This window comes from Streptococcus sanguinis, assembly GCF_008329445.1.
Classification (GTDB): Bacteria; Bacillota; Bacilli; order Lactobacillales; family Streptococcaceae; genus Streptococcus; species Streptococcus sanguinis_O.
Genome location: NZ_VIBR01000003.1, coordinates 318,448 through 342,577, shown reverse-complemented (window position 1 = coordinate 342,577; position 24,130 = coordinate 318,448). Strand labels below are relative to the sequence as shown.

The following is a 24,130-nucleotide window of genomic DNA, read 5'->3' as shown; positions in this document are numbered from 1 at the left end:
TCATCAAAGTTTACTTTGCCAAAGCCCCCATGGGATCCCATGGTGCTAGCACAAGTGGCTCTGCTTCATAAGCAGCTAATTCTGCGGCTGTCAGAAATTCTTTACGAACGACGATTTGATAGGTATATTCGTCCATCCAAGCGTCAGAGGCTACGAAATAGCCCTTGTTACCAACCTTTTCACCCCAAGAGTTTTCGACCTTCCATTTCTTATCCTTACCATTTTCATCCAAGTCTACCCCTGTCAAGACCATGGCGTGGGTCATGAGGCTTTCGCTATAGTCCAAGCGGCCAGCCTTGTCCTGAGTTAGTCGAATATCCATGCTGGCAGTGAAATCGTGCATCCCCTCAACCATAACACCAGCCTTACGATTGCTAGACTGAGCAACATCCGAACCAAACCAAACGGTCTCACCAGCCTGCATTTGCGCAATAGCCAGCTCTTTTAGTCGATTCATTTCAACATTCAAATAACGGACTGGCTTACTGCCAACGACATTGCCCAGCATCTCAACTGTATAGGACCTACCATAAGGCTTGTCTGCAGTCGGCGCATTGATGATAGAGACATAGTCATCTAGCTTTAGATCGACATATTTTTGATAGAAAGTCAGAGGTGTCAATCCGCTCTCGCTATGGAAATGATTGTCCTTATCGCGATAAGAAAAGTCAAACTGGCGAGGCGGCAAGCCTAAATTCATAGCTAGAAAGTTAAAGACTTCCTGTAGGAGTTCTTCTTTTTTAGTTTGAAGTTCAGCCGATTCTGCCCCTTCCGCTCTTAATTCTCGCAAAATCTGCGCATCTTGACGCAGGAGTTTATTGAGAATCTGATTGAGCTCGCGACTGTCACTGGAAGAGATTGACTCTGGATAGACCGACTTGGGTACGACCCCATATTTCTCAAAGAGGGAAACAACCATATCCCACTGACCGCCATCCTGCTGAGGCGTGTCTAAGAGAAACTTGACCTTGCGACTAGCCAATTCTTGGTCAGCTGTCGCCAGCACCTGCTCTAAGAACCAGTTGGATTTTTCATATTTATCCCAAAAGAAGGTATGGGCCTGAGATAGCTCAAAATCTTCCAATTGGAAGTTCGCAATCATCTTGTGGCGGAAGGTATTAAGAGCTGCAAACATCCAACAGCGCCCTGAAGCTTTCTGGTCACTGACCTTATCTTTCGTGAGATCTAGTGAAAAAACTGGTGTATTTTCCACGGCAGCGCTTCGCTTCTCCAAAGAAGTCAAAAGGCCATTGTGACTGATAGCATTTTCCATTGCTGCAAACTTGGGATTGGCCTCATAAGCAGCATACAACTTATCTGTAAAATCTTGTTCTAACGAATGCATAGAATCCTCCTTGTCATTATACATCTATTATAGAACTTTAAAAAAGGAGCGCAAGTAAAAAGGCTGGACAAAAGAGTCCTAGCCTTTTTCTAAATCGGATCTTAGGATTCCATAGACGGAAAAATCTTTGACTTGTCCTTTATGAAATACAGCCTGACGGAAAGAGCCTTCATAGCTCATGCCAGCTTTGGCCATGACACGCCCAGAAGCTGGATTGGCTGTTACAAATTTTGCTGTGACACGATTGAATCCTGCGTCTTGCAAGAGATAGATTAAAACAGCCTTCAAAGCTTCTGTCATCAGCCCTTGCCCCCAATAGTCTTTACTTAAAATATAACCGACCTCGCAAGCATTGACTGCCTCATCTCTATCTACCACACTAATATCACCAATCACTTGTTCAGTTTTTTCCTTCAGGCAGATGGCCCACTTGTAAAAATCCATGTTTTGATAGTTCTCAACCCAGCGAGCAATGGATTGTTGGGTGACTTCAGGACTCTCGTGAGCATACCAGGTCACATGCAGCAAATTATCCGGACGAGAAGCCCAGTTGTCGTACATAGCTTGAGCATCCGATTCCAGAAAAGGTCTTAGCAAAAGACGTTTGGTTTCAATGGACTGTGTACCTATCTTTTTCATAGCTTCCTCGTTTCTTAGCTCAAACTAAAAAGTTTCAATAGAGATTTTCACTTCCAAAATTCATCAAAAATCGTAATCGGCAAATGGCGTTTGTGCTGGCCTTTATGCCACCAAGATTCGATAGTTTCTTGGGCTTTGGCTGAAACGGACTTGCCTTCGAGATAATCGTCAATTTCATTATAGGTCACTCCCAGAGCGACTTCATCCGCAATCCCAGGCTTTTCTTCTTCCAAATCAGCCGTCGGCACCTTTTCATAGAGAGCCGGATCCGCTCCCAAGGCGGCCAAAAGCTGCTTGCCTTGACGCTTATTGAGACGGTAAAGTGGTAAGATATCTGCTCCGCCATCCCCAAACTTGGTGAAAAAGGCGGTGACATTTTCTGCTGCATGATCGGTTCCAATGACAGCTCCACTGTATGAACCGGCCAAAGCATACTGGGCAATCATACGGCTGCGAGCCTTGATATTGCCCTTGTTAAAATCAGAGACTTTGGTCCCCGTTGCCTCCACAGCCCTTGTCATGGCATCAGCAGATTCCTTGATATTGACTGTCAGACTGACATCAGGCTGGATAAAAGCCAGAGCTTTTTGCGCATCATCTTCATCTGCTTGGATACCGTAAGGCAAACGAACTGCGATAAAGCAATAGCTATCATCCCCAGTCTCAGCCCGCATTTCCTCTACAGCCAGCTGAGCTAAGCGGCCAGCCAAGGTTGAGTCCTGACCACCAGAAATTCCCAAAACATAACTTTTCAAAAAAGGGTGCTTTTTCAGATAGGCCTTGAGAAAATCCACCGACTTGCGGATTTCTTCCTCCGGATCAATGATTGGTTTAACGCCCAGTTGAGCGATGATTTCTTCTTGTAGACTCATTTTTCTGCTCCTGTCTGGTAGGCTTTCTTGCGCATCTGGTCAATCAAATCCATCTTATCCTGCCAGATATCTCGAGCCAGGTCAACTGGATAATCCTGTGGATTGAGAACTCGTTTGTACTCGTCCCAAAGTTTATCAAATTCCTTACGGGCATAGGCTTGAATCTCGGTCAGGCTCGGCTGAGAATAGACCAAATTTCCTTCTTGGAAAATATCCACCAAAAGCGGTACGGCATCAAAATTTTTGACCGTTTTATTGATGTAGGTATAGGTAGGATGGAACATTTCCAGCTCTTCCAAGCTATTGACATCAATGCCATCATAGGTAATGTAGTCTCCCTCAGACTTCTCTTTTTCGCGGCTGGTAATACGCCAAACCTGCTTCTTGCCTGGGGTCGAAACCTTTTCAGCATTATTGGACAGCTTGATGGTATTGCGCAATTCTCCAGTCTCATCTTCAATAGCAACAATCTTATAAACTGCTCCTAAAGCCGGCTGGTCGTAGGCCGTAATGAGCTTGGTTCCCACACCCCAGACATCTATCTTGGCCTTTTGCATTTTCAAGTTGAGAATGGTATTTTCATCCAGATCATTGGACGCATAGATCTTAGCATCTGGGAAGCCAGCTTCATCTAATTGCTGCCGAACTTTCTTAGAAATATAAGCAAGGTCTCCCGAATCAATGCGGACACCCAGAAACTTAATCTTGTCTCCTAGCTCACGCGCCACCCGAATGGCTGCCGGAACACCTAGGCGCAATGTATCATAGGTATCTACTAGGAAAACACAGTTATGATGAGTCTCAGCGTAAGCTTTAAAGGCTTCATAATCATTTCCATAGACTTGAACGAGAGCATGGGCATGCGTTCCCAAGACTGGAATATCAAAGAGCTTGCCAGCCCGGACATTGCTGGTGCCGTTCGCTCCGCCAATCACCGCTGCCCTAGTCCCCCAAATAGCAGCATCCATTTCCTGGGCCCGGCGCGTACCGAACTCCATCAGTGGCTCATCTTCGATAACAGAGCGGATACGGGCTGCCTTAGTGGCAATCAGGGTCTGAAAATTAACGATATTGAGCAGGGCAGTCTCAACCAGCTGACACTGAGCTAGAGGGCCTTCCACCTGCACGATTGGCTCATTGGCAAAAACCAAATCACCTTCCTGAACAGATCTTACTGTCAAGCTCATCTTGAGATTTCGCAAATAATCCAGAAACTCTCCATGATAGCCCAAGGTTTGCAAATAATCTAAATCGCTCTGGCTGAACGTCAGATTATTGAGATAGGAAATAATTCTTTCTAAGCCCGCAAAGACAGCGTAGCCGTTATTAAAAGGATTCTTACGGAAAAAAACTTCAAAAACTGCATGCTTGTTGTGAATATTTTGCTTGAAATAAACCTGCATCATGTTGATTTGGTACAAATCAGTGTGCAGCGTTAAACTATCATCTGGGTACATCTTCTTGCTCCTTTATGCTAGATACCTTATATTATATCATAATTCCAAAAAAGCTAAGCAAATCCTGTCAACTCACTTGAATAGACACACTTGCTTAGCTTATATTTTTATGCTTGCTCTGTAAGGTATTTGTAGGCTTCCTGACTGGCAATGGCACCATCGCCAACAGCTGTCGTAATCTGGCGCAGGTCTTTCTGGCGAACATCACCAACAGCGTAGATGCCAGCTACAGATGTCTTCATCTGATGATCCGTCAGAATCCAGCCAGCCTCATCAGTGATGCCCAAGTCCGCAGCAAATTCACTAACTGGATCTAGGCCAACATAGATAAAGATACCGCCAAACTCTGCCTGACTAACCTCACCTGTCTTGACATTCTTGAAAGTTACACCAGTCACCTTACGTTCATCACCATGGATACTTTCCACCACAGAATCCCAGACAAAGCGAATCTTTTCGTTGGCAAAGGCGCGATCCTGCAGCACCTTTTGTGCTCGTAGCTCATCACGACGGTGAACAATGGTCACACTTTTTGCAAAGCGCGTCAGGAAAATAGCTTCCTCTACCGCTGAGTCGCCACCACCGACAACCAGCAGGTCTTCATCACGGAAAAATGCGCCATCACAGACCGCGCAGTAAGAAACCCCGCGGCTGTTGTAGTCTTCCTCGCCAGGAACCCCCAGATGACGATGATTGGCACCAGAAGCAATGATGACTGTTTTAGCTTCAAAACGCTCATCCTCTGTGATGATTTCCTTGAAATCACCTCGGTCTTCAATTTTTTCTACTAGGCCAAATAAATGTTCAACCCCTAGATTCTCAAGAGGCTCAAACATTTTCTCTGCTAGCTCAGGACCGCTGATATTAGCATAGCCTGGATAGTTTTCAATGTCAGCAGTATTGTTCATCTGACCACCAGGAATACCACGCTCCAGCAGGGCAACTTTTAGGTTGCTGCGGGCTGCATAGAGGGCAGCGGTCATGCCGGCAGGCCCAGCTCCAATAATAATTGTATCGTACATAACTCTTCTTTCTCCTTGTTGTAACTAGAATTATTCTAACAACTTTTCTACAGTTTTACAAGCATTTAAGCTTTTAGGACAATGAGCAGGCCCAACGTCGCAAAAGACAGGACTGGAATCGTCATAATGACAATCAGAAGGACATCGTACAGATGGCTCTGGCGCTCCTTGGCTGTCTTGTCCTTGCGGCGAATCATCCGCAGTCCAATCCATAAACCCGCAATGATCCCTACACCGACTGCAGTATAAATCAAGCTCTCGATATAAAGTGCAAATATTTGATCTAACATGTCAACTCCTCAAAGGTCAATCAGCCTCATAGTGCAAAGAAAGGGAACAACTCCAAATCTAGCTGTCAGCATAAAACACCAACTAGATAAGAAAGTCTGCTCCACAGTATGCTAAGACTGAAAACAAACTCAGCTGGTCTAGCCAACTGAGCCTTCACTGTCTCTATTATATCAAATATAGGTCCGTTTGTAACTAGCAAAAAACTCCTTGGTTCTTTCTTCCTTTGGATGATGGATAATCTTATCTGGTGTCCCAGACTCTATGATTTTCCCCTTGTCCAAAAAGAGTACTCTATCCGCAACCTGAGCGACAAAGGACATATCATGACTGACCAGAATCATGGTCTGGCCAGACTTGGCTGCATCAGCGATCGATTTCTCTACTTCTCCGACCAACTCAGGGTCCAAGGCTGAGGTCGGCTCGTCTAGTAAAAGAACATCTGGCTTCATAGCCAAAGCCCTTGCTAAGGCTACCCGCTGCTTCTGACCGCCTGACAAATGTCTAGGATAGTGAGTTTCTCGGTCTGACAAGCCAACTTTTGCTAACTCTTCTTTGGCTATCTTAGTCGCTTCTTGGTCTGACAGTTTCTTAACTACCAACAGACCTTCCTTGACATTTTCCAGAGCCGTCCGACGGGAAAAGAGGTTAAACTGCTGAAAAACCATGGCTAGCTTGCGGCGCAGCAGCAAAATCTCATCTTTGGAAATCCTTGAAAAATCCACTTTGAAGCCGTCAATAGTAATCTTTCCGCTATCAGGCTGTTCCAGATAGTTGAGACTGCGGAGAAAGGTTGATTTCCCAGCACCCGAAGAGCCAATCAAAGCTACCACTTCGCCTTTTTGAATGTCCAAACTGAGATCATCCAGAACCTTTTGACCTGAAAAAGTCTTACTTAAATGTGAAATATTAATCATCAGATTCCTTCTCCTTCTGCTTGCTGAAGCGATTCAAATTTATCCGGCTGCTTGATATCCATCATCTTTTCGATCCAGCGGCCAAGTTGCTCAATGAGAATATTGACTGCCCAATAAATCAGCGACACCGAGATAAAACGCTCAAAGTAACGGTAATCTGCCCCCGCGATAGCCTGTGCCTTGGCAAAAATTTCCACTACACCAGCACTAAAAGCCAGAGATGTTCCCTTGGTCAAGCCAATCAGGGAATTAATCAGACTAGGTGTCGCGACTACTGCTGCATTGGGGATAATGACACGCATATAAACCTGCTTGTTGGTCATTCCTAAGCTGCGAGCAGCCTCGATTTCTCCCGGATCTACGGACAAAATTGCTGCCCGGATGGTCTCACTGGCATAAGCCGCTTCGTTGAAAGCAAAGGCAACAATCGCAAAGACAGACGCTGGAATCTCGTTGATATTAAAGCTTGTGCCATACTTCTGATTGATGGCCTTGAGCAATAAAGGAATCCCAAAATAGGTCAGCATGAGCTGGACCAGCAGCGGTGTTCCTCTCAGAAAGCTGACAAAGAAAGCCTGAATCGGATACAGGACTTTAACCCGATTAATCTTGACGATAGCAAAAACCATGGCAAGCAGAATACCAAAGACTGCACCACCCGCTGTCAAGAGAAGGGTGATTGGCAGATTTTGCAAAATGCCCGGAATGGCCTCAAAAACAGCCCTTAAACTAAATAATTTACCATCTGGAATGAACTTGAGGAACTCCTCATACCAACCAGTTGTCAGAAGATAAGTTGTAACCACCATTATTACTTCCTTTTCTTGATAATGAAATATTTTAACACAATTCTGGAACAAAACAAAGAATTTGCTTCGCTTTTATTGTCTTTTAGCAGTCAAAACATGAGTAGCTAGTGCAAATCTCGTGTTCCTTAATATCAAATAAGTCACACTAAGCCCAATATAAAAATAGACTAGTTTCACTAGTCTATCATATCTATCTCATAAAGACTAATATATTTTTCTTATCACAGCGATAAGAAAAGTATATCACTAAAAGCTTTGACGCTTAGCCTTACGCTCTGCCCGGCCACGTGCACGATTCTCTGCTCGCTTAGTTTTGCGGCGCTTTTCGTTCACTGCCCACTGGATTTTTTTCTTGTAACCTGGTTTGATTTTTTTCTTTTTCTTCTTGACCAGCCCCAGCATTTCCGTGTCCAGCTTCTCCCGGCTCTTTTCCCGATTGGCACGACGGTCTCGGTCATAGGTATCCTGAAACTCATCATCCTTTATCATCTTGGGAGTGAATTTGATCCCCATCTTTTCCAGTTCACGAATTTCTGAGTCATCACTCGGCTGGTAGAGGGTAATGGCTGTACCGTGAAGACCATTACGGCCGGTTCGACCTACCCGATGGACAAAGAAAGACAAGTCCTGAGGAATGGCATCATTGATAACATGGCTGACACCTTCGATATCAATTCCCCGCGCAGCCAAGTCAGTAGCGACAATATACTCAAAATCCAGATTCTTGACCTGATTCATGATGCGCTTGCGCTCCCGCGGAGCAATATCTCCATGAATTTTAGCAACTTTGAGCCCTTGAGCTGTCAGATAGCTGTGTAGCTCATCTGCCCTCATCTTGGTATTGACAAAAATCATAGCCAGATAAGGCTGCAGGAGCTGACTGATTTGATAAATCTGGGCATTCTTGTCTCGCCCCTTGGTTGACAGAAGCCAGTTTTCAATGGTGTCCGCAATGACCGTCTTGGTCTTAATCTGCTCAATGACTGGATTAGACAGGTATTTTTTCAAAAAAGGCTGAAGCTTCTGTGGAATGGTCGCTGAAAAAACGAGAAACTGCAGGTCTTTTGGCAGCCGGCCCGCAATCTTATCAACCGTCGCCAAAAAGCCCATGTCCAGTGTCATATCTGCCTCGTCAACGACAAAGGTCTTGGCCTTGTGAATAGCCAAATCGCCAGACTCTACCAAGTCATAAATCCGCCCAGGCGTTCCGATGACGATATGAGGCTGGCTAGACTCTAACTTTCCAATCTGACGAGCCTTGTCCGTCCCACCGACATAGTTGGCCACCCGAATCTCTTTTTCAGAAAAACTAGCTAACTGGCGAGCAGCCTGATAAATCTGCGCTGCTAGCTCCCGACTTGGGGCTGTAATGACAGCCTGCACACTGTCTGCCTCCTCATCCAGCATTTGAAAGATCGGCAGCAAAAACGTGTGGGTCTTACCAGAGCCTGTCTTGGACTCGCCGACCAAATCCCGACCTGACAATACCACTGGAATCAGCTTCTCTTGGACTGGAGTCGCTTCAACGAAGTTCAAATCCCTGAGCGCTTCCTGAATATAATCTTTAAACTTAAATTCTGTAAATTTCATCTTGTCCTCTATTCTATTATCCTAACTATTATACCAAAAAATTGACCATCCTGCTTACCCTCAAATCTAAGAAGCAGAAAAGCGAGCCAGAGACTCGCTTCTTGCTATAGATATAGGATAGCTAGGGTCAGGAGACTACCCACGATACCGATTCCCCAGAAGAAGAAATCGACTTTCCATTCGCTCCACTCCTTGCCGTGGCCAGTTAGGCCTCCCAACTCAAAGTGGTGATGAACCGGAGTCATCCGGAAGATCCGCTTGCCACCGGTCAATTTAAAGTAAGTTACCTGCATCATGACTGAGGTCGTTTCAAATACATAGACGATACCAATCAAGAGCAAAGTCCACTCTTGATGAAGGGAAATGGAGATAGCAGCCAGCATACCGCCCAAAGCCAAGCTTCCCACATCCCCCATGAAGATTTTAGCAGGCTTATGGTTGAAAACAAAGAAGCCTAGCAAGCCGCCAATCATGCTAATGATGATAATCAGAATATCAAAACGCTTCTGCTCAACAGCAATCACAGCATAGGCCACCAAGCTGATGACTACAGAAATGCTGGCCAAACCATCAATTCCATCCGTCAGATTGACAGCATTGGAGAAGCCAATCAGCCAAAAAAGGACGAAAAAGACATAGAGGAAGCCTATCTGGACAGGAACGGTGAAGACATTCAGCTGGTCACCTGCACCGTGCTGATTATAAAAGAAGTAAAAGACAACTCCGCCAACCAGCTGCAAAAACAGTTTCTGCTTGGGATTTAGACCCTCGTTGATCTTACGAAACACCTTGAGGAAGTCGTCTAAAAATCCAACAACACCGTACAGGACCAAGATAAAAAGAATCATGATGAGGCCGTTGGACAGCTGATGCGAAAACAGACCGATAACAAAGCTGGCCAAAACGGATGTCAAGAGAAAGACAGTACCACCCATGGTTGGTGTTCCGGCCTTGGCCTGATGCTGCTTGACATCTTCGTGCATCTGTTGACCTGTGATACGAGCCTTATGGTAAAAACGAATAAAGGCAGGAATGCCGATGATAGTTAGGATAAAAGTTACGATTCCTGCAATAAGAGCAATAAGCATATTAGTCTCCCATTGTAATTGTTATTTTCTTGAGATTTTTCAGCGAAGTATTGGTCTTCTCGCTCTGCTTGACGACCTTGGAGCCCTCTCCTTTGAAAGTGACTTCAATGCCCTGCCACTTCGCAAAACGTTCAACATTGCCCTTGGTCCAGCCGTACATATCGGGCAGACTTTCTAAATCATCTGACAAGATCAAAATCTGCTGATTGGCCTTGAGATTCTTGCCCTCTTTGACAGATACTTTTTTAATCTTGCCACCTGTTCCCAGCACAATTGGTTGGACTAGGTTGCGACGCAATTCATCTGCCAGACCGTCAGGACTGACTTGATGTTTCAGACCTAGTTGCTTGGTCAGATCTTCCAGTGATGGCATTTTATAGCTGGTTTCTTCAGTGACTGTTTCAAGAGCTGGAGTTGTCTCTGTCGTCAGATTAAGACTGTCTTTGAGAGCGACAGCTTCTTCCAAGACCGGATTGACCACTTCCTGCCAGAATATAGGCTGGAATTTTTCCTCAGGCTGCTGAACTGTCACATACATGATAAATTCAGGATTTTCTGCCGGCGTCATGACAACAACTGAATAGATATTGTCATTCTCACCCTCTAGATAACCATTTTCAGAAGCGATCTGAGCGGTCCCTGACTTAACAGCTACATTCTGACCAGCCACTTGAATAACAGGCTCGCCACCGACATTCAGGGTTCCTTTGTAGGGGTCTGTTCCGACTTGAACCATATAATCCCGAGTGGTTTGAGCTACTTTTTCTGAGACAGGATTTCCGATAATTTCCGTCGCAGTCTTACGAGCTGTATTGGTTTTAGGATCATGGATAGCATTGATAAACTTAGGCTCAACCATGACACCATCATTGGCAACGGACGAGAAGGCGCGCAGCATCTGCACCTGGGTCACACCAATCCCTTGACCGAAAGAACTCATGGCAATAGTTACATAGTTATCACCTGGCAAGGAGCCATAGGTTTCATTACCCATACCAAAACTAGTCGGCAGACCAAACTTAAACTTACTCAAGTAGTCCAGCCACTTGTCATTGCCCATTTTCTGCTCCAGGATAGTCATACCGACGTTACTGGAATAGGTAAATCCTTGGGCAAAGGTCAGGGTTTCCCCTTCTGAAATCCCCATGTTGACGTTCCAGTCTCGAATGGTCGCATCCATAACCTTGTACTCTCTACTGTCAAAAGTATCATGAGGATTAAAGCTACCATTTTCAATAGCTGAAGCCAGGGTCATAACCTTCATAGTAGATCCAGGCTCATACTGGCCTTGGTAAAGCATGGTGTTCCAGTTGCCCAGATTTTTCTCATTCAAGCCTTCCTTGGTATCTGCATTATAGGTCGGCCTTTGAGAAGTGGCTAGGATTTCACCGGTCTTAGCACTGACCAAGGTCGCATTGACAAACTTACCTTTGACTTTTTCCTGGAAAGCGTTCATACGTGTTTCCAGGTAGGTTTGCAAATCAGCCGACAGCGTTGTATAGACGTCCTTGCCGTCTTCTGCTTGTACAGAGACCTTTTCTGAGCCAGGTACAACATTACCATTTCGGTCTTTTTCATAGGTCACAACCCCATTCTGACCAGCAAGAATCCTATCCAGTGCCTGCTCCATGCCAGAAGTCCCTTTCAGCGTCTTATTGCCTTCCTTATCCTCCTGCAGCTGGGCAAGACCGATAAACTGGGAGGCAAAGACACCGTTACTATAACTGCGGTTGGGACTAGTAGTAAAGTCAATTCCTTCAATACCAGCAGCTTCAAAGGCTTCCCGCATGGCATTCATATTACTGTAGGTAATGCCATTACCCTGTGCCCCGAAGGAAACCTGCTTGAGATTTTTCTGAGACAGCTGGGTTTTGACGTAGTCCTTGTCCAGCTCTAGGTATTGATTGAAAATCTCTGCCACCTTATCATACTGGGATTCTTCTACGTAGAGAATCTTGCCGGTAGCTGACTTGTAACTCTTGTCAATAATGGCATAGACATTATAAGTCGTGGCATCCTCTGCAATGGGAACTCCATTTCGGTCATAGATTGTTCCCCGCCGAGCAGCGACTGTGACCGTCTTTTGATGGACCACTTCTGCACCCTTTGATAGATTAACACCGAACTTCTGGTCTGTCCCGATAATGATGGCAAAATTAATCAAGAAAACGAAAAAGAGAAAGATAGCTAAGATGCTCATGCTCTTTCCCACTTGCCGCCGATTGTATTCAGGGGTTTGCCTATTTTTCAGGGCGTATTTTTTAATTCTTTCAAAAATTCTATTCTTCATCCGTTGAACTCACTGTTTTACGATTTCCCTTCTGGAGTTTCATATCCTGAGAGCTGGCCAGCTGGGACAGCCTTTCATAGCGGGTCAGTTCATTGACTTCCTGCTTGATGTCGGCCAGTTCTGTCTGCTCCGCTTCAATCTGTGTATTGACTTCCGTCAAATCCCGATCCACCTGCAATAGCTTGGTCTGCATAAAGACGATGCTGACTGCTAAAATAATGGCAGTCAAAACGATAGAGCCGTAAAAAGCCTTCTCAACTCGGGAAAATTTTCGCATCTGATCTTGAAGCGGGTTTGGTCTTTTTTCTGACATTTCTTCCTCACTTGTGTATCTTACGGGCCACGCGCAGCTTGGCGGAATGAGCCCGGTTATTGCTTTCTAATTCTTCTTTGCTTGGTAAAATTGGTTTGCGGCTGACCAGCTCCAGCTTAGGCTGCAGCTCATCAGGTATAAAGGGCAAGCCTTTGGGAACATCCACTGTCGACGCCTCCTTGAAAAGCTGCTTGGTCAAACGGTCTTCCAGCGAATGAAAAGTAATGACCGCAATCCGGCCGTCCACCGCTAGCAGATCAATGGCCTGCTGAATGGACTCATCCGCTGCGCCCAATTCATCATTGACTTCAATCCGAATAGCTTGAAAAATCTGCTTGGCCGGGTGGCCTTTCTTCTTCAGCTCCTTAGCTGGCTTAGCTGACTTGATAATTTCAGCCAATTCTGTCGTTGTTTCAATAGGCTTGATACTTCTAGCCTGCTCAATCTTGCGAGCAATCTGCTTAGAAAACTTATCTTCGCCGTATTTAAAAAAGATTCGTACTAAATCCTGATAGCTATAATGATTGACAACATCAAAAGCTGTCAAGGCAGCCTCGCGGTTCATGCGCATATCCAAAGGCGCATCCTGTTTATAGGAAAAACCACGCTCACGCTGATCCAGCTGTGGGCTGGAAACGCCTAAATCATAACAAATTCCATCAATTTCTTCCACACCGGCTTCTTGCAAACGGCTCTTGAGGTGGCGGAAATTGTCCTTGATAAAGGTCACCATCCCCCGCTCTACATAAGGAGCCAAACGCTTTTTAGCATTGTCAATAGCCGTCTGGTCCTGATCAAAAGCATAAAGATGCCCCTCATCTCCGAGCTGGCTCAAAAGATATTCGCTGTGACCAGCACCGCCAAGGGTCGCATCGATATAGATGCCGTCAGGCTTAACCGCCAACTGGTCAACCGTTTCATGAAGAAGAACCGTAATGTGATGAAATTCGTTTGTCATATCTTACTTATTATATCACATTCAAAAGCAAAAAAAAATTTAAAAGAAAAAGTAAGCGGATGAAATCCTTTTTAAAATTTTTTTGTCAGATATACTTGACACTTTTTCTAAAAAGTATTATACTAGCATAAAATAAAAGTCAAATATAACTGACAAACTTGCTGAAAGTTATCAGTTATAGTATTAGAAAGGAAGGGTGTAATGAATCGTGTCAAAGAATTTCGAAAAGAAAAAAAGATGTCTCAGCTAGAGTTGGCCAAATCTATCGGGGTATCGCGGCAAACTATCAATATGATTGAAAATAACAAATACAACCCCACCCTCGAGCTCTGTATCAATCTGGCTAGAGCGCTGGATACTGACCTCAACGCCCTCTTTTGGGATCCCCAGCTGACAGATGAAGATTCAGAGGACTAAGAATTCTTCCCTGTAGCAAATTTCATACCTAAAGAAAGGACTCAAACATGAAAAAAGAAACATTCTCAGACAAGATGATCAAACGATTTTACGGCATTACCGGACCTTTGGACGAGCAAAAGCGCCAACAGGCTGAGCATCTAGGAAATATAGGCTTCATTTGGCTTTTCTTTATTCTGATTTTTGGCAATGCCATCGCCTTTCCCCTAGCCTTTCGCTGGCCCAAAATTATCGCTGTTGCCTATCCTATCCTGCTGGAAATCCTTATCCTCGGCTTCTGTGTCTATATAGTCATTCAAGCACGGCGCAAAGGAATTGATGACCTAGAGCTAGGACTTCAGGATGAAAAAGAAGAAAAAGCTATGAAACATGCTGGTCTCAAAGCAGGTTTCTCCTATTGGCTGCTCTTTTACCCTCTCTTCGGCATCATGATAGCTGTCATGGAAAAGAAAGATATCCTACAAGTTTTGCTTCAGCCTAAACTCATTATAACTGGATTAGCCGCAGGCCTTGGATTTGGACTGATGATGCATTTTATTTCTAAAGGAAAGATTCGTCAAGCACAAAAAAAGGAGGAAGAAGACCTATGAGACTCAATCTCAAAGAAAAAATGGATCTAGGGATTCTGTCCCTCATTACTGCCATCGCTGCTTATTTCTTTTTCCGTATCACGGAGCCTTGGATTTTCTGGCTGGATGTAGCAATCATCGCTAGCTGCATCTATGTAGCTCTCCGTATTTTGAAAAAACGTAAACAAGAATAAAAGAATCCCTCGACAGGAACTTTCTAGCTTCCTAGCGAGGGATTTTTTTATATTTTTACTTAAGACTCTGGGTCATCCAGACTACGGCCGTGAAGGCCTTTCTCGCGCTGAACTTGACGCAATTTTTCAGGCGTCACATCATTGCCATCCTCATCAACAATCTTAATGCCTTCGATGTGATGGCGAACAGAACGACGGTAGCCTTCGATGTACTCTTCACGAAGCTTGGCTTGTTCCACTTTTTCCTCAGCAGTTAGACCTTCAGCTTTTTTCTTTTTAGCCAGTTCATTGATACGTTCAATTTTTTTAGGATCCATGATTCTACCTCTCTCTTACCTTTTATTTGGTATTAATCTGATTAAACTGCGCCAACTGTCCCGCTTTAGCCGTCAAAGACGCCAGAAGAGCTAGACGATTATTACGTACAGTCTCATCTTCAGCCATGACCATGGTATGGTCAAAGAAAGCATCGATAACTGGACTGAGTGTAAAGAGTTGGTCCAGATTGGCAGCTAAGTCAGGCGTCAGCTCCACTTCTTCAATAGCAGCTGCCAAGTCTTTTTCCTCTTGATTTTCAAAGAGTGCTGGATTGACAGCTGTCTGCCCTTGGGCTTTCTCAGCTAGATTAAAGACCCGAGACAGGCTTTCGACTGCTGACTTGAAGTTGTCTTCCTGAGCTTTTTCTGCTAGGAGTGCAGCTGTTTCTACCAAATCGCGTACGACAAAGTTAGTGCTTTGAAGAACAGCCGTCACGATGTCTTTGGGAATGCCTCGATCCATCATTTTCTCAACACGAGCACGGAAGAAGTCCAGCACGGCCTCTTGATTGTCATAGCTTAGACTATCAAACTTGAGTTCGTAAAGTCGACCAAGAAGCTGAGCCAAGTCGATGTTCCAGCCAAACTTGTCCAAGATACGCACAACCCCCTGAGTCGCACGGCGCAAAGCATAAGGGTCATTGGAACCGCTCGGAATCAAGCCAACTGAGAAGAAGGACAGAATGGTGTCCAGCTTATCAGCCAGCGCCAAGACCGCTCCGACCTTGGTATCAGGCAATTCGCCATCAGCTGAAGTCGGCATATAGTGCTCCCGAATAGCAGCTGCTACCGCAGCATTCTCATCAGCCAGAAGAGCATACTTCTCACCCATGATACCTTGCAGCTCATCAAATTCACCAACCATGCCAGTCAGCAGGTCAAACTTATAAATAGCCGCTGCGCGAGCCAAATCAGCTGCCTCATCAGCATCCAATCCTGCTTCTTGCGCCAAGAGAGCAACAATCTTACCAGTCCGCTCCATGTGCTCTGCCAGAGAGCCAATTTTTTCATGGAAGGTCACATTGCTCAGTTTGTCAACCAAGTCGGCAATAGCTAGTTTTTGGTCTTCCCGCCAGAAGAATTCCCCATCTTCCAGACGAGCTACCAAGACTTTTTCGTTTCCTTTTATGACATTTTCTAAATGCTCTGCATTTCCGTTACGGACAGAGATGAAGTGTGGCAAAAGCTTGCCTTCACTATCGCGCACAACAAAGTAACGCTGGTGCTCTTTCATGGAAGTCACCAAAACTTCTTCTGGCACCTCTAAATATTTAGCATCAAAATTACCTAGGAAAGCAGTTGGATATTCTACCAGATTCAAGACTTCATTGAGCAAGTCTTCGTCAATCTCGATAGAAACCCCGCGCTCCTCTTCCAGTGCTCGAATCTGCTCGACAATCATATCTCCCCGCTCAAGAGGATTGGCAATGACAAACTGAGCCCGTAGATCGTCTTCATAGGAATCTGCTGAAGCAATCTCTGTTTCTTTCCCCAAGAAACGGTGTCCACGGCTAGTACGGCCGCTCTTGATGTCCAAGAAATCCAAATCAAAGGCCCGCTCATCTAAGAGTACAGTTAAGGTGTGGACCGGGCGGATGTATTCAAAGGTGTTGTTGGCCCAGTGCATGCTGACAGGGAAGGTCAAAGCTTGCAGAACTTCCGTCACCGCTGGGATAATCTCCTCTACCGGACGACCGACCTCTTCCTTGGTTACATAGACGTATTCCTCACCCTTAATTTCGCGGAAAGTAATGTCCTCAACTGTCAATCCCTTGCCACGAACAAAGCCTTCTGCAGCCTTGGTAAAGTTGTCGTCAGCGTCCAGAGCAATTTTCTTAGAAGGGCCTTTGAAATCTTCGGTCAAATCAGACTGCTTATCCGCCAAGCCAACCACGCGCACCGCCAAACGGCGAGGCGTAGAGAACATTTCAATTTTCTCAAAGGTCAGACGATGGTCTGTCAGGAAGGCTCCCATCTTGTCGCGCAACTGCTTCATGCTCGGTGTCACGACATAGGCTGGCATTTCCTCCAAGCCTAATTCAACTAATAAATTTTTTACCATGATTATACTCCCTCCTCACAGCGTTGTACTATAACTTTTATAATTTTAGTTAAAGTATAGGTGGGAGTTGATACCTCCTGATTATCATTTTTATAGGGAACAAAAAAATATTCAGCCTCTAAATTCTCAAGATTTTTTTTGCATGCTTCCCAATCATTACGAGAAGAGACTGACCATTTAAACGAGATTGTTTTATTGGTAATATGAGGGAATGTAGTATAAATTTGGATTTTCCTTGGCATTTTTTCCTCTTTTAAATTTTTATCAAGACTTTCGTGATCAACTTTACCTTCTAATTTTTCTAACTCTATGTCAAATATTAATGGAATTGAGGGCTCTGGAAATTTAGGAAATTTATCAGTAGTAATCATTATTCTCCCTCCTCTGCCAAGAGTTTCTCGCGAGTCTCTGCATCCAAAAGCGGATAGCCTAGACGCTTGCGCTCAGCCACAAAGGTCTTGGCCACAACACGCGCCAGATTACGAATACGGGCAATATAACCAGCCCGTTCTGTCACAGATACGGCTCCACGCGCATCCAAGAGGTTAAAGGTATGCGAGCATTTGAGAACATAGTCATAGGCTGGGTGCACCAGATGCTCGTCCAGACAGCGCTTAGCTTCTGCTTCAAACTTTTCAAAATTCACCAGGAGCAAGTCTTGGTCGCTGACCTCAAAACTGTACTTGGAATGCTCATACTCAGGATGAGTGAAAATTTCGCCGTACTTAACGCCATCAGCCCACTCAATGTCGTAGACTGAGTCCACTTCTTGGATATAAGAAGCCAGACGCTCCAGACCATAAGTCACCTCAGCAGTCACCGGCTGAGTTGGTAGACCTCCGACCTGCTGGAAGTAAGTAAATTGAGTGATTTCCATACCATCCAGCCAGACTTCCCAGCCCAGACCAGCCGAGCCAGTTGACGGATTTTCCCAGTTATCCTCAACAAAGCGGATATCGTGCTCCAGCGGATTGATGCCCAAGAGCTCCAAAGACTGCAAGTAAAGTTCTTGGATATTGCTTGGTGATGGCTTCATAACCACCTGAAATTGATGGTGCTGGTAAAGACGGTTCGGATTTTCCCCATAACGGCCATCTGCTGGCCGGCGAGACGGCTCTACATAGGCCGCATTCCAAGGCTCTGGCCCAATAGCCCGCAGGAAGGTATAGGGACTCATCGTTCCCGCCCCCTTCTCATTATCATAAGCCTGCATTAGCATACAGCCCTGATCATTCCAGAACTGCTGTAAAGTCAAAATTATTTCTTGAAAGGTAAGTTTCTTAGACATTTGTTACTCCTTAATTTGTTTATATTTCTTTGTCTATTATTTTCTGTTCTATGAACCAATCCAACAAGGGAAGTGTTTTATCTGTGTTTGCCCACCGATGATAAGAATCAAAGACCGCTTGCACACTGCCTAGATTTTCTACTAGCTTGTCGACGGTCAAAAAACTGCGCCAGTATTCGTAAAAAATACTAGCATAATTCCCTTGATAAGTTGAAGAGCCGAAATCATTCAATGAGTGCCAACCGTACTTTTTCTGAAAGAGCTCAACAAGAGACTGATTACAAGCTTTTTCCACTCGAAATTCCTCATCTGTAAAGAAATACTTGCGGCTAATATACTCAACCATCCCTTCTTCAAACCAGATATAGGCACCGTATCCATCAAAGTCATCTAAAAAATGCTCCGACCAATGAGCTAACTCATGGCCCACAATCTGCAAGAGGGAATTTCCTGACAAACACTGATAGTGGTTTGCTATTGCTTGAGTTTGGTGAGAGGACTCGTAATTCTCCAACTGAAGAAGATATAAATCTTTCCAAACCGTCAATTCGGGAGTCATAACCATCCGCTTATCATTTGTATAGGCCGGCACAGGAATTTCACGAATGATCTGCGTAGCAGAATCAAAATCGGACCAAATGATGGCTTGCGGCAAGTCATAAACCGCAAACTCGTCTTTTAAAAATGTTAGATAATCCTGCAACCTTGCGGCATTCTTTACGACGAAATCTCGAAAAGCTGCTAATTGGTTCTCGTCTTTTACAAGATAAAGGTTCTCCACGAATCTCCTTTCTTTCGAACAATAGACTCAGTACGCAAAAGAACCACATCCGACACTCCTAAGCTATTTCACCTAGGGGCGTCAAGACGCGGTTCCACCCTAATTTATTACTTCATTACTTTAAAAATTATAACCGAAAGCGCCATCTGCACTGCTTCCCTATCCGGCTCACACTATCCCGAACTCGCTAAAAAGTAGACAATGAGAATTCTTTCTAAAAAAGATTATATCAGAAAATAGGGCCAATGTAAAATACTTATCGAAAAATCCCTCAAGTTTCAACTTAAGGGATTTTAACTGACTTGAAAACCAATTAGACTTGTTTAGGTTTTTTCGGTTTAACTACTCTTGGCTTTCTGCCATCAAGCTTTCTCTTGGCTGCTCTGAGATTGGCAATGGCTTCTTTGACATCTTCCTGGCTGGCACCTGGATTATCCAAAACTTCCTTAGCCTGTGCATAAGCTTCTAGATAAGCCGCCTTAACCGCGTCAGTCGCATAGATAAACTTATTGCTGATGGCTTGGTAATGCACTTCATCATCGACTAGCTTCTTGAGATTGGTAAAGTTAGTCGCCTTACCGTCCAGCTTCTTCTCTGCTGTAGTCAGCTGAGCCAGGGCTGTATCAATTTGCTCCTGGGTCACCTTGTCCTGTACCAAGAGCAGAGCCACTGCTTGGAAGGCCTTGTCATAAGCGCGACGAGTCCTATCCTTAGCATTGGCATAAGCTCCTGTCTTAGTAGTAGCTGCATAAGCTTCCACAGCCGCCTTAACCGCAGCAATATCAGAGTCCTTGCCGTCTAGATCAGCAGATGCTGTTTCTAGTTTTGCTCTTACGGCATCGACTTGCGCTTGGGTCAGTTTGCTTGTCAAGGCTTCCTTGGCTGCCTGATATGCTTGGTCGTAGGCCGTGCGCTTCGCTGCAGAAGCATTGTAATATTGAGCAGTTCCGACCAGACTAGACTGCTGATTGACAGCTGCCAGCAAGCCTGACTTGACGATAACTCCTAGCTTCAGCAGGTTATTCTTGCCTTCTTTGACCTCGACAGTCGGCTCATTTTCCCAGAGCTCATAGCCAGTCGGCAGGTTAACAAAGACTGAGTAGAATCCAGCTGCTACGGATCTTCCGAAAGCATGCTTGCCAAACAGTTCTGCTGGAAGCGTATAGGCATCGCCATTATTATTCTTGAGAACCACTTGGGTATTCTTCGGAACAGCTTGATCAAAGGCAACGCTGACCGGTGCAAAGACCAGCTTCTTGACTAGAAACTCAATCGTCTTAAAGCTATCTTGGGCTGTCAGCTCAAACTCCTGAGTCAGATCGCTGTAGAAACGAAGCCCATCCTTATCATAAGTAAAGATCTCTGCTGTATAGCGGCCAAATGGCAGAGCGTTGATTTGCTTGCCCTTGTCCAGTTCGACATACTTGCCCTTGCTATCCTTGATTCGATAGACAAAAGTTGACGATACATCCTGACGTGTATTAGCATCTACCAGAGCGACACGGATGCGACCATCATTTTCAGCACTGACTAGCTCTGACAAAGCTATGGAATCACGGTTCCCCGCATAGTCCTCTACCACATAGAAAATCTTAGACTTGTCCACTCCTTTTGGCAAGGTGTAGCTGCCATCCGCATTGGCTGAGATGTAAACTCGACGCTCGTAATCACGCTCAATGCCAAAATCATCCACGGCTTTATAGGTCTCTTTCCCTTTTTCATCTGCTTGAAGATAGAAGACCTGTTCTCTCAAAATACCACCGTTGCCGACATCTTTTGGCTTTCGAGCCGTAAAGGTTTCCGCACCATCCTTGGTACTTATATAACCTGAACTAATCAAAGGTTTCTGCGTATCGATCTGCAGCTTAAAGCTAATCTGCTGCTCTTTAGCACCTGGTACATCTGGAGTATAGCGAACCACATAGGTATAGAGGCCATCTTCCAACTTCTCACCCTTGCTATCACGACCATCCCAGTATGTATCTTCTAGTAGGTAGGACTTAGGATTGTCTGACTGACCACTATAATAGTTCTTACGGCCTTCTCTAATCGTGCTGCTCTGCCAGATTGGGAAGCGATAGTCCCTATCATCTGCCGTATAGACACTAGCTGTCAGATTATTGATATTGCGATAGAGAACTGTCCGATACTGGATGCTGTCTTGATTACCATCTCCATTAGGTGAAAAGGCCAGGCGAATCTTGCCATCCGCTCCTAGCTGCAACACATGCTTACCATCCGCATTTTCTGCAGTTCCCAGTACAATTGAGCTGCGAGCAGCTGTTCGACCGGTAGAGTAGAGTGTATCATTTGACTCTGTCACAAGGGAAGAGACATTGTCATCAGACAGAATACTCTTGTCCTCTGGCACTGGGTAATAGAAGCCTGACTTGCCTTCTTGGACCAGATCATAGATTGGTCTTTCTACAGCTGGCAGATCTTGGAATTGCCCGCGGAAGCCCATGAATGGCAGACTAACCACATCGCCGTCATCCGCTGGATCCACAAACCGGACAAAACCTTCTAAGAAATAGCCATTTGGCATCTGCTTAAGCAGCTCTTCCGCAAACTTAGCAGTATTTACCTTGACCGTTACTTTCTGGCTGCTGTGAGCCTTGACAGTAACTTCTGGCCAGACCGTTTCAGTTAGTTTGCGAGGTGTCAGGGTAAAGTAGCCATCCTTGACCGCATCCGTGTTGGTATTGACAATCATCTTCAGCGTCCGGTCCTTATCAGTGATATTATGAACCGTAACATCAAAAGTGAAGCTGTCTTGAACATTGCCCAAGGAAACGCTAGGATATTGGTTATCCCCTGTCACATAGAGGCCGGTAGAAATAGCCGCTGCCGTATCTACGATACCAGCTCCCTGCTGACGCGGAGAGGTATAGACACCAGTTTCCTTGTTGATGTGCAGCTTGGCTGTTGACATGATGAGGGCTTTGACCAAATCAGCATTCTGGGCAGGTGTTAAGTCTGGATAGTGCTGAAGGAGATATTCCTTGACCAGAGCCGCTACACCAGCCACATGAGGCGTAGCCATACTGGTGCCCTTCATAGAGCCATAGGTATTGTCATTAAGCGATGAGTAGATATCGCCACCTGGCGCTGTCACATCTGGCTTGAGCAAGCCATCTGTCGTTACACCCCAGCTAGAGAAGTCAGACAGACTACCTGCTCCTGGATGCGGCCGATTGACCTTAAGGCCATTAAAGACCACCTTGTAATTACCAGCTGCCAAAGCCTCTCCATATTCCTTACTGATAAAGGCTGACGGAACCTTTTTAGATTCACTGTCCAGGCTCATAGTAAGGTTAGCTCCGTCGACATTATTGTAGATTAGAGCACCAACAGCACCATGGCTAATGGCATTTCTGACCTTTTCAGCAAAGGTAAAGGAACCACGCTGGATAAGGGCCAGCTTCCCTGTCAGATCCTTACCAGCAAAGTCCTCTTCACGACCAAGACCAACATGGACATACTCATATTCCTTGCCCTTTTCAAAGGTTGCATTTGTTTCACCCATGGAGTAGCTGAAATGACCGTTCAAAAGCTTATCGTTCTTTTCCAGACCACGAACTTCCATGACTTCCTCTGTCAGAACAGTGTTATTGACAGAGGCGACTGAGATAGAGCTTTCTGCTGTTGAAGGATTGCCAACTAGACCATAGTCTGGATTTTCAACCAGCGGTTTAGAGTATTCACTTCCGAAGGTGTTATCATTACCCGCCGCAATGATCACACTCACTCCCTTAGCTCGAGCGCGCTCAATAGCAGCCTGCAGACTAGGGCTGACATCAACCGTCGAACCTGTTGCTGAGCCTAGACTCATATTGATGGTATCAGCTCCCAAAGCCACCGCATCATCAATAGCCTTGATATAGATAGCGTCGCTAGTTGTGCGTTGACGGTCTGAGAATACCCGCATAAACATAACTTGTGCTTCTGGCGCAACACCATAGACATACTCATCATTAGGAGCTTTCTTGTTGGGATTTCCCGCTGTAATCCCTGTCACGTGCATACCATGTGAGTAACTGTTCTTTTCCTTGACATTGTCATCACCGTCGATATAGTTATAGGCATAGACAACCTTGTTGTTGTACCATTTCCCGTAGTCAATACCGGCCTTTTTCTTAGCCTCTTCCAAAGCCGCCTCTGTCTGATACTTGGCCTTTGACGGATCAGAAATCTTCAGAACCTCGTGATGGACATCCAGACCTGAGTCGATAATGGCTACCACACGGCCTTGACCTTTGTAGCCTTGAGACCAGGTTTGAGGAACCTTAATAATCTCATTGGTACTGATGCTGCTTGGCTTAGCATCGCGAGAAGTTGGTGACTCTGCTACTGCATCAGGATTAGCAGCAGGCTTTTCTGAGTTTGCGGCTGACGGAGACTCTGCTGTCGGACTAGCTGGAGCTGTTGGCTTGGTCTCTGTGGTAGATGGCTGAGTTACCTTCTCAGCACTTGAAGAAGCCTCTTCGGATGAAGAAGTCGCTCCTTTCTCTACAGGAGCTGCAGCTGCTTCCTTAGCCTCTGCCGTAGAAGGCTGGCTTGCCTGCTCTGTACTTGAAGCAGCCGATTCAGAAGAAGCTGGTGCTGCTTTCTCCACAGTAGCTGGAGTTGCCGGCTGACTCTCAGGTGTAGATGATTGAGAAGCAGACTCAGTCGCTGATACCACAGCGGCAATCGGCTGACCTTGCCCTGACGAACTAGCTGTTGCCTGCTCATCTGCCCGAGCCTGTCCAGCACCAAAAACCAGAGCAGTCCCCAGCAGAACTGAAGCTAAACCGAACTTGTATTTACGGAGTGAAAAACGTTGTCTTTGCATAGAAGTCTCCTTACTTTATTTATAAACCATATTATAATAAAAATTTTCTGACAATTCATACACTCCTAACAAATGTAACA

Annotated in this window: 22 protein-coding genes; 3 read left to right on the top strand and 19 right to left on the bottom strand. The window is 45.3% G+C overall.

Annotated elements, in window-relative coordinates:
• Positions 1-10: 10 nt before the first annotated feature.
• From pepC to rsmH, 13 genes are all read right to left on the bottom strand, one after another.
• Complete coding sequence (pepC, locus tag FKX92_RS08640) at positions 11-1,345, bottom strand: aminopeptidase C (protein WP_125408145.1); 1,335 nt, start codon at positions 1,343-1,345, stop codon at positions 11-13.
• A 78-nt stretch (positions 1,346-1,423) separates the two neighbouring features.
• Positions 1,424-1,984, bottom strand: a complete 561-nt coding sequence (locus FKX92_RS08635) for a GNAT family N-acetyltransferase (RefSeq protein ID WP_125410728.1) — start codon at positions 1,982-1,984, stop codon at positions 1,424-1,426.
• A 47-nt stretch (positions 1,985-2,031) separates the two neighbouring features.
• Complete coding sequence (nadE, locus tag FKX92_RS08630) at positions 2,032-2,856, bottom strand: ammonia-dependent NAD(+) synthetase (protein ID WP_002918040.1); 825 nt, start codon at positions 2,854-2,856, stop codon at positions 2,032-2,034.
• Positions 2,853-4,313, bottom strand: coding sequence for a nicotinate phosphoribosyltransferase (locus FKX92_RS08625; RefSeq protein WP_149566088.1), 1,461 nt, complete (start codon positions 4,311-4,313; stop codon positions 2,853-2,855). The genes nadE and FKX92_RS08625 overlap by 4 nt, the downstream gene beginning before the upstream one ends.
• Before the next feature lie 107 nt (positions 4,314-4,420).
• Positions 4,421-5,335, bottom strand: a complete 915-nt coding sequence (gene trxB / locus FKX92_RS08620) for a thioredoxin-disulfide reductase (RefSeq protein ID WP_002926539.1) — start codon at positions 5,333-5,335, stop codon at positions 4,421-4,423.
• A 65-nt stretch (positions 5,336-5,400) separates the two neighbouring features.
• Positions 5,401-5,625, bottom strand: a complete 225-nt coding sequence (locus FKX92_RS08615) for a DUF4059 family protein (RefSeq protein ID WP_002896945.1) — start codon at positions 5,623-5,625, stop codon at positions 5,401-5,403.
• A 171-nt stretch (positions 5,626-5,796) separates the two neighbouring features.
• Complete coding sequence (locus FKX92_RS08610; protein WP_002914276.1) at positions 5,797-6,540, bottom strand: amino acid ABC transporter ATP-binding protein; 744 nt, start codon at positions 6,538-6,540, stop codon at positions 5,797-5,799.
• Positions 6,540-7,349 (bottom strand): amino acid ABC transporter permease, encoded by an 810-nt coding sequence (locus FKX92_RS08605; protein ID WP_002893524.1) that lies wholly within the window; start codon positions 7,347-7,349, stop codon positions 6,540-6,542. Before FKX92_RS08605 ends, FKX92_RS08610 begins: the two co-directional genes overlap by 1 nt.
• A gap of 246 nt (positions 7,350-7,595) precedes the next feature.
• The gene (locus FKX92_RS08600; protein WP_149566087.1) at positions 7,596-8,939 is read right to left on the bottom strand and encodes a DEAD/DEAH box helicase; all 1,344 of its coding nucleotides are present in this window, start codon (positions 8,937-8,939) and stop codon (positions 7,596-7,598) included.
• 104 nt (positions 8,940-9,043) lie between these two features.
• Positions 9,044-10,027 carry a phospho-N-acetylmuramoyl-pentapeptide-transferase gene (gene mraY, locus FKX92_RS08595; RefSeq protein ID WP_149566086.1) on the bottom strand — a complete coding sequence of 328 codons (984 nt, stop codon included), beginning with the start codon at positions 10,025-10,027 and terminating at the stop codon, positions 9,044-9,046.
• Between the two features lies 1 nt (position 10,028).
• Complete coding sequence (gene pbp2x / locus FKX92_RS08590) at positions 10,029-12,317, bottom strand: penicillin-binding protein PBP2X (protein WP_149566085.1); 2,289 nt, start codon at positions 12,315-12,317, stop codon at positions 10,029-10,031.
• Positions 12,307-12,630 (bottom strand): cell division protein FtsL, encoded by a 324-nt coding sequence (gene ftsL / locus FKX92_RS08585; RefSeq protein WP_002893529.1) that lies wholly within the window; start codon positions 12,628-12,630, stop codon positions 12,307-12,309. Before ftsL ends, pbp2x begins: the two co-directional genes overlap by 11 nt.
• A gap of 7 nt (positions 12,631-12,637) precedes the next feature.
• Entirely contained in the window at positions 12,638-13,588 is a 951-nt protein-coding gene (gene rsmH, locus FKX92_RS08580) for a 16S rRNA (cytosine(1402)-N(4))-methyltransferase RsmH (protein WP_149566084.1), read from the bottom strand.
• Positions 13,589-13,789: 201 nt separating this feature from the next.
• Between rsmH and FKX92_RS08575 the strand changes: the two genes are divergently transcribed.
• The 3 genes from FKX92_RS08575 to FKX92_RS08565 are packed head-to-tail and all read left to right on the top strand — an operon-like array spanning position 13,790 to position 14,768.
• Positions 13,790-14,005, top strand: a complete 216-nt coding sequence (locus FKX92_RS08575; protein ID WP_002916318.1) for a helix-turn-helix transcriptional regulator — start codon at positions 13,790-13,792, stop codon at positions 14,003-14,005.
• Between the two features lie 47 nt (positions 14,006-14,052).
• Complete coding sequence (locus FKX92_RS08570) at positions 14,053-14,595, top strand: DUF3278 domain-containing protein (RefSeq protein WP_149566083.1); 543 nt, start codon at positions 14,053-14,055, stop codon at positions 14,593-14,595.
• Positions 14,592-14,768 carry a hypothetical protein gene (locus FKX92_RS08565; RefSeq protein ID WP_125346898.1) on the top strand — a complete coding sequence of 59 codons (177 nt, stop codon included), beginning with the start codon at positions 14,592-14,594 and terminating at the stop codon, positions 14,766-14,768. Before FKX92_RS08570 ends, FKX92_RS08565 begins: the two co-directional genes overlap by 4 nt.
• Before the next feature lie 59 nt (positions 14,769-14,827).
• On the opposite strand, the gene FKX92_RS08560 is transcribed toward FKX92_RS08565, so the two are convergent.
• The 6 genes from FKX92_RS08560 to FKX92_RS08535 form a co-directional block, all read right to left on the bottom strand.
• On the bottom strand, positions 14,828-15,085 hold the full coding sequence (locus FKX92_RS08560) for a DUF896 family protein (protein ID WP_004189791.1): 258 nt from the start codon (positions 15,083-15,085) through the stop codon (positions 14,828-14,830).
• Positions 15,086-15,107: 22 nt separating this feature from the next.
• Positions 15,108-17,147, bottom strand: a complete 2,040-nt coding sequence (gene glyS / locus FKX92_RS08555) for a glycine--tRNA ligase subunit beta (RefSeq protein ID WP_149566082.1) — start codon at positions 17,145-17,147, stop codon at positions 15,108-15,110.
• Positions 17,148-17,149: 2 nt separating this feature from the next.
• Positions 17,150-17,518, bottom strand: a complete 369-nt coding sequence (locus FKX92_RS08550; RefSeq protein WP_149566081.1) for a hypothetical protein — start codon at positions 17,516-17,518, stop codon at positions 17,150-17,152.
• Entirely contained in the window at positions 17,518-18,435 is a 918-nt protein-coding gene (glyQ, locus tag FKX92_RS08545; protein WP_125378601.1) for a glycine--tRNA ligase subunit alpha, read from the bottom strand. Before glyQ ends, FKX92_RS08550 begins: the two co-directional genes overlap by 1 nt.
• A gap of 19 nt (positions 18,436-18,454) precedes the next feature.
• Positions 18,455-19,216 carry an elongation factor Tu gene (locus FKX92_RS08540; protein ID WP_149566080.1) on the bottom strand — a complete coding sequence of 254 codons (762 nt, stop codon included), beginning with the start codon at positions 19,214-19,216 and terminating at the stop codon, positions 18,455-18,457.
• Positions 19,217-19,529: 313 nt separating this feature from the next.
• Positions 19,530-24,050 (bottom strand): S8 family serine peptidase, encoded by a 4,521-nt coding sequence (locus FKX92_RS08535; protein ID WP_149566079.1) that lies wholly within the window; start codon positions 24,048-24,050, stop codon positions 19,530-19,532.
• Positions 24,051-24,130 lie beyond the last annotated feature (80 nt).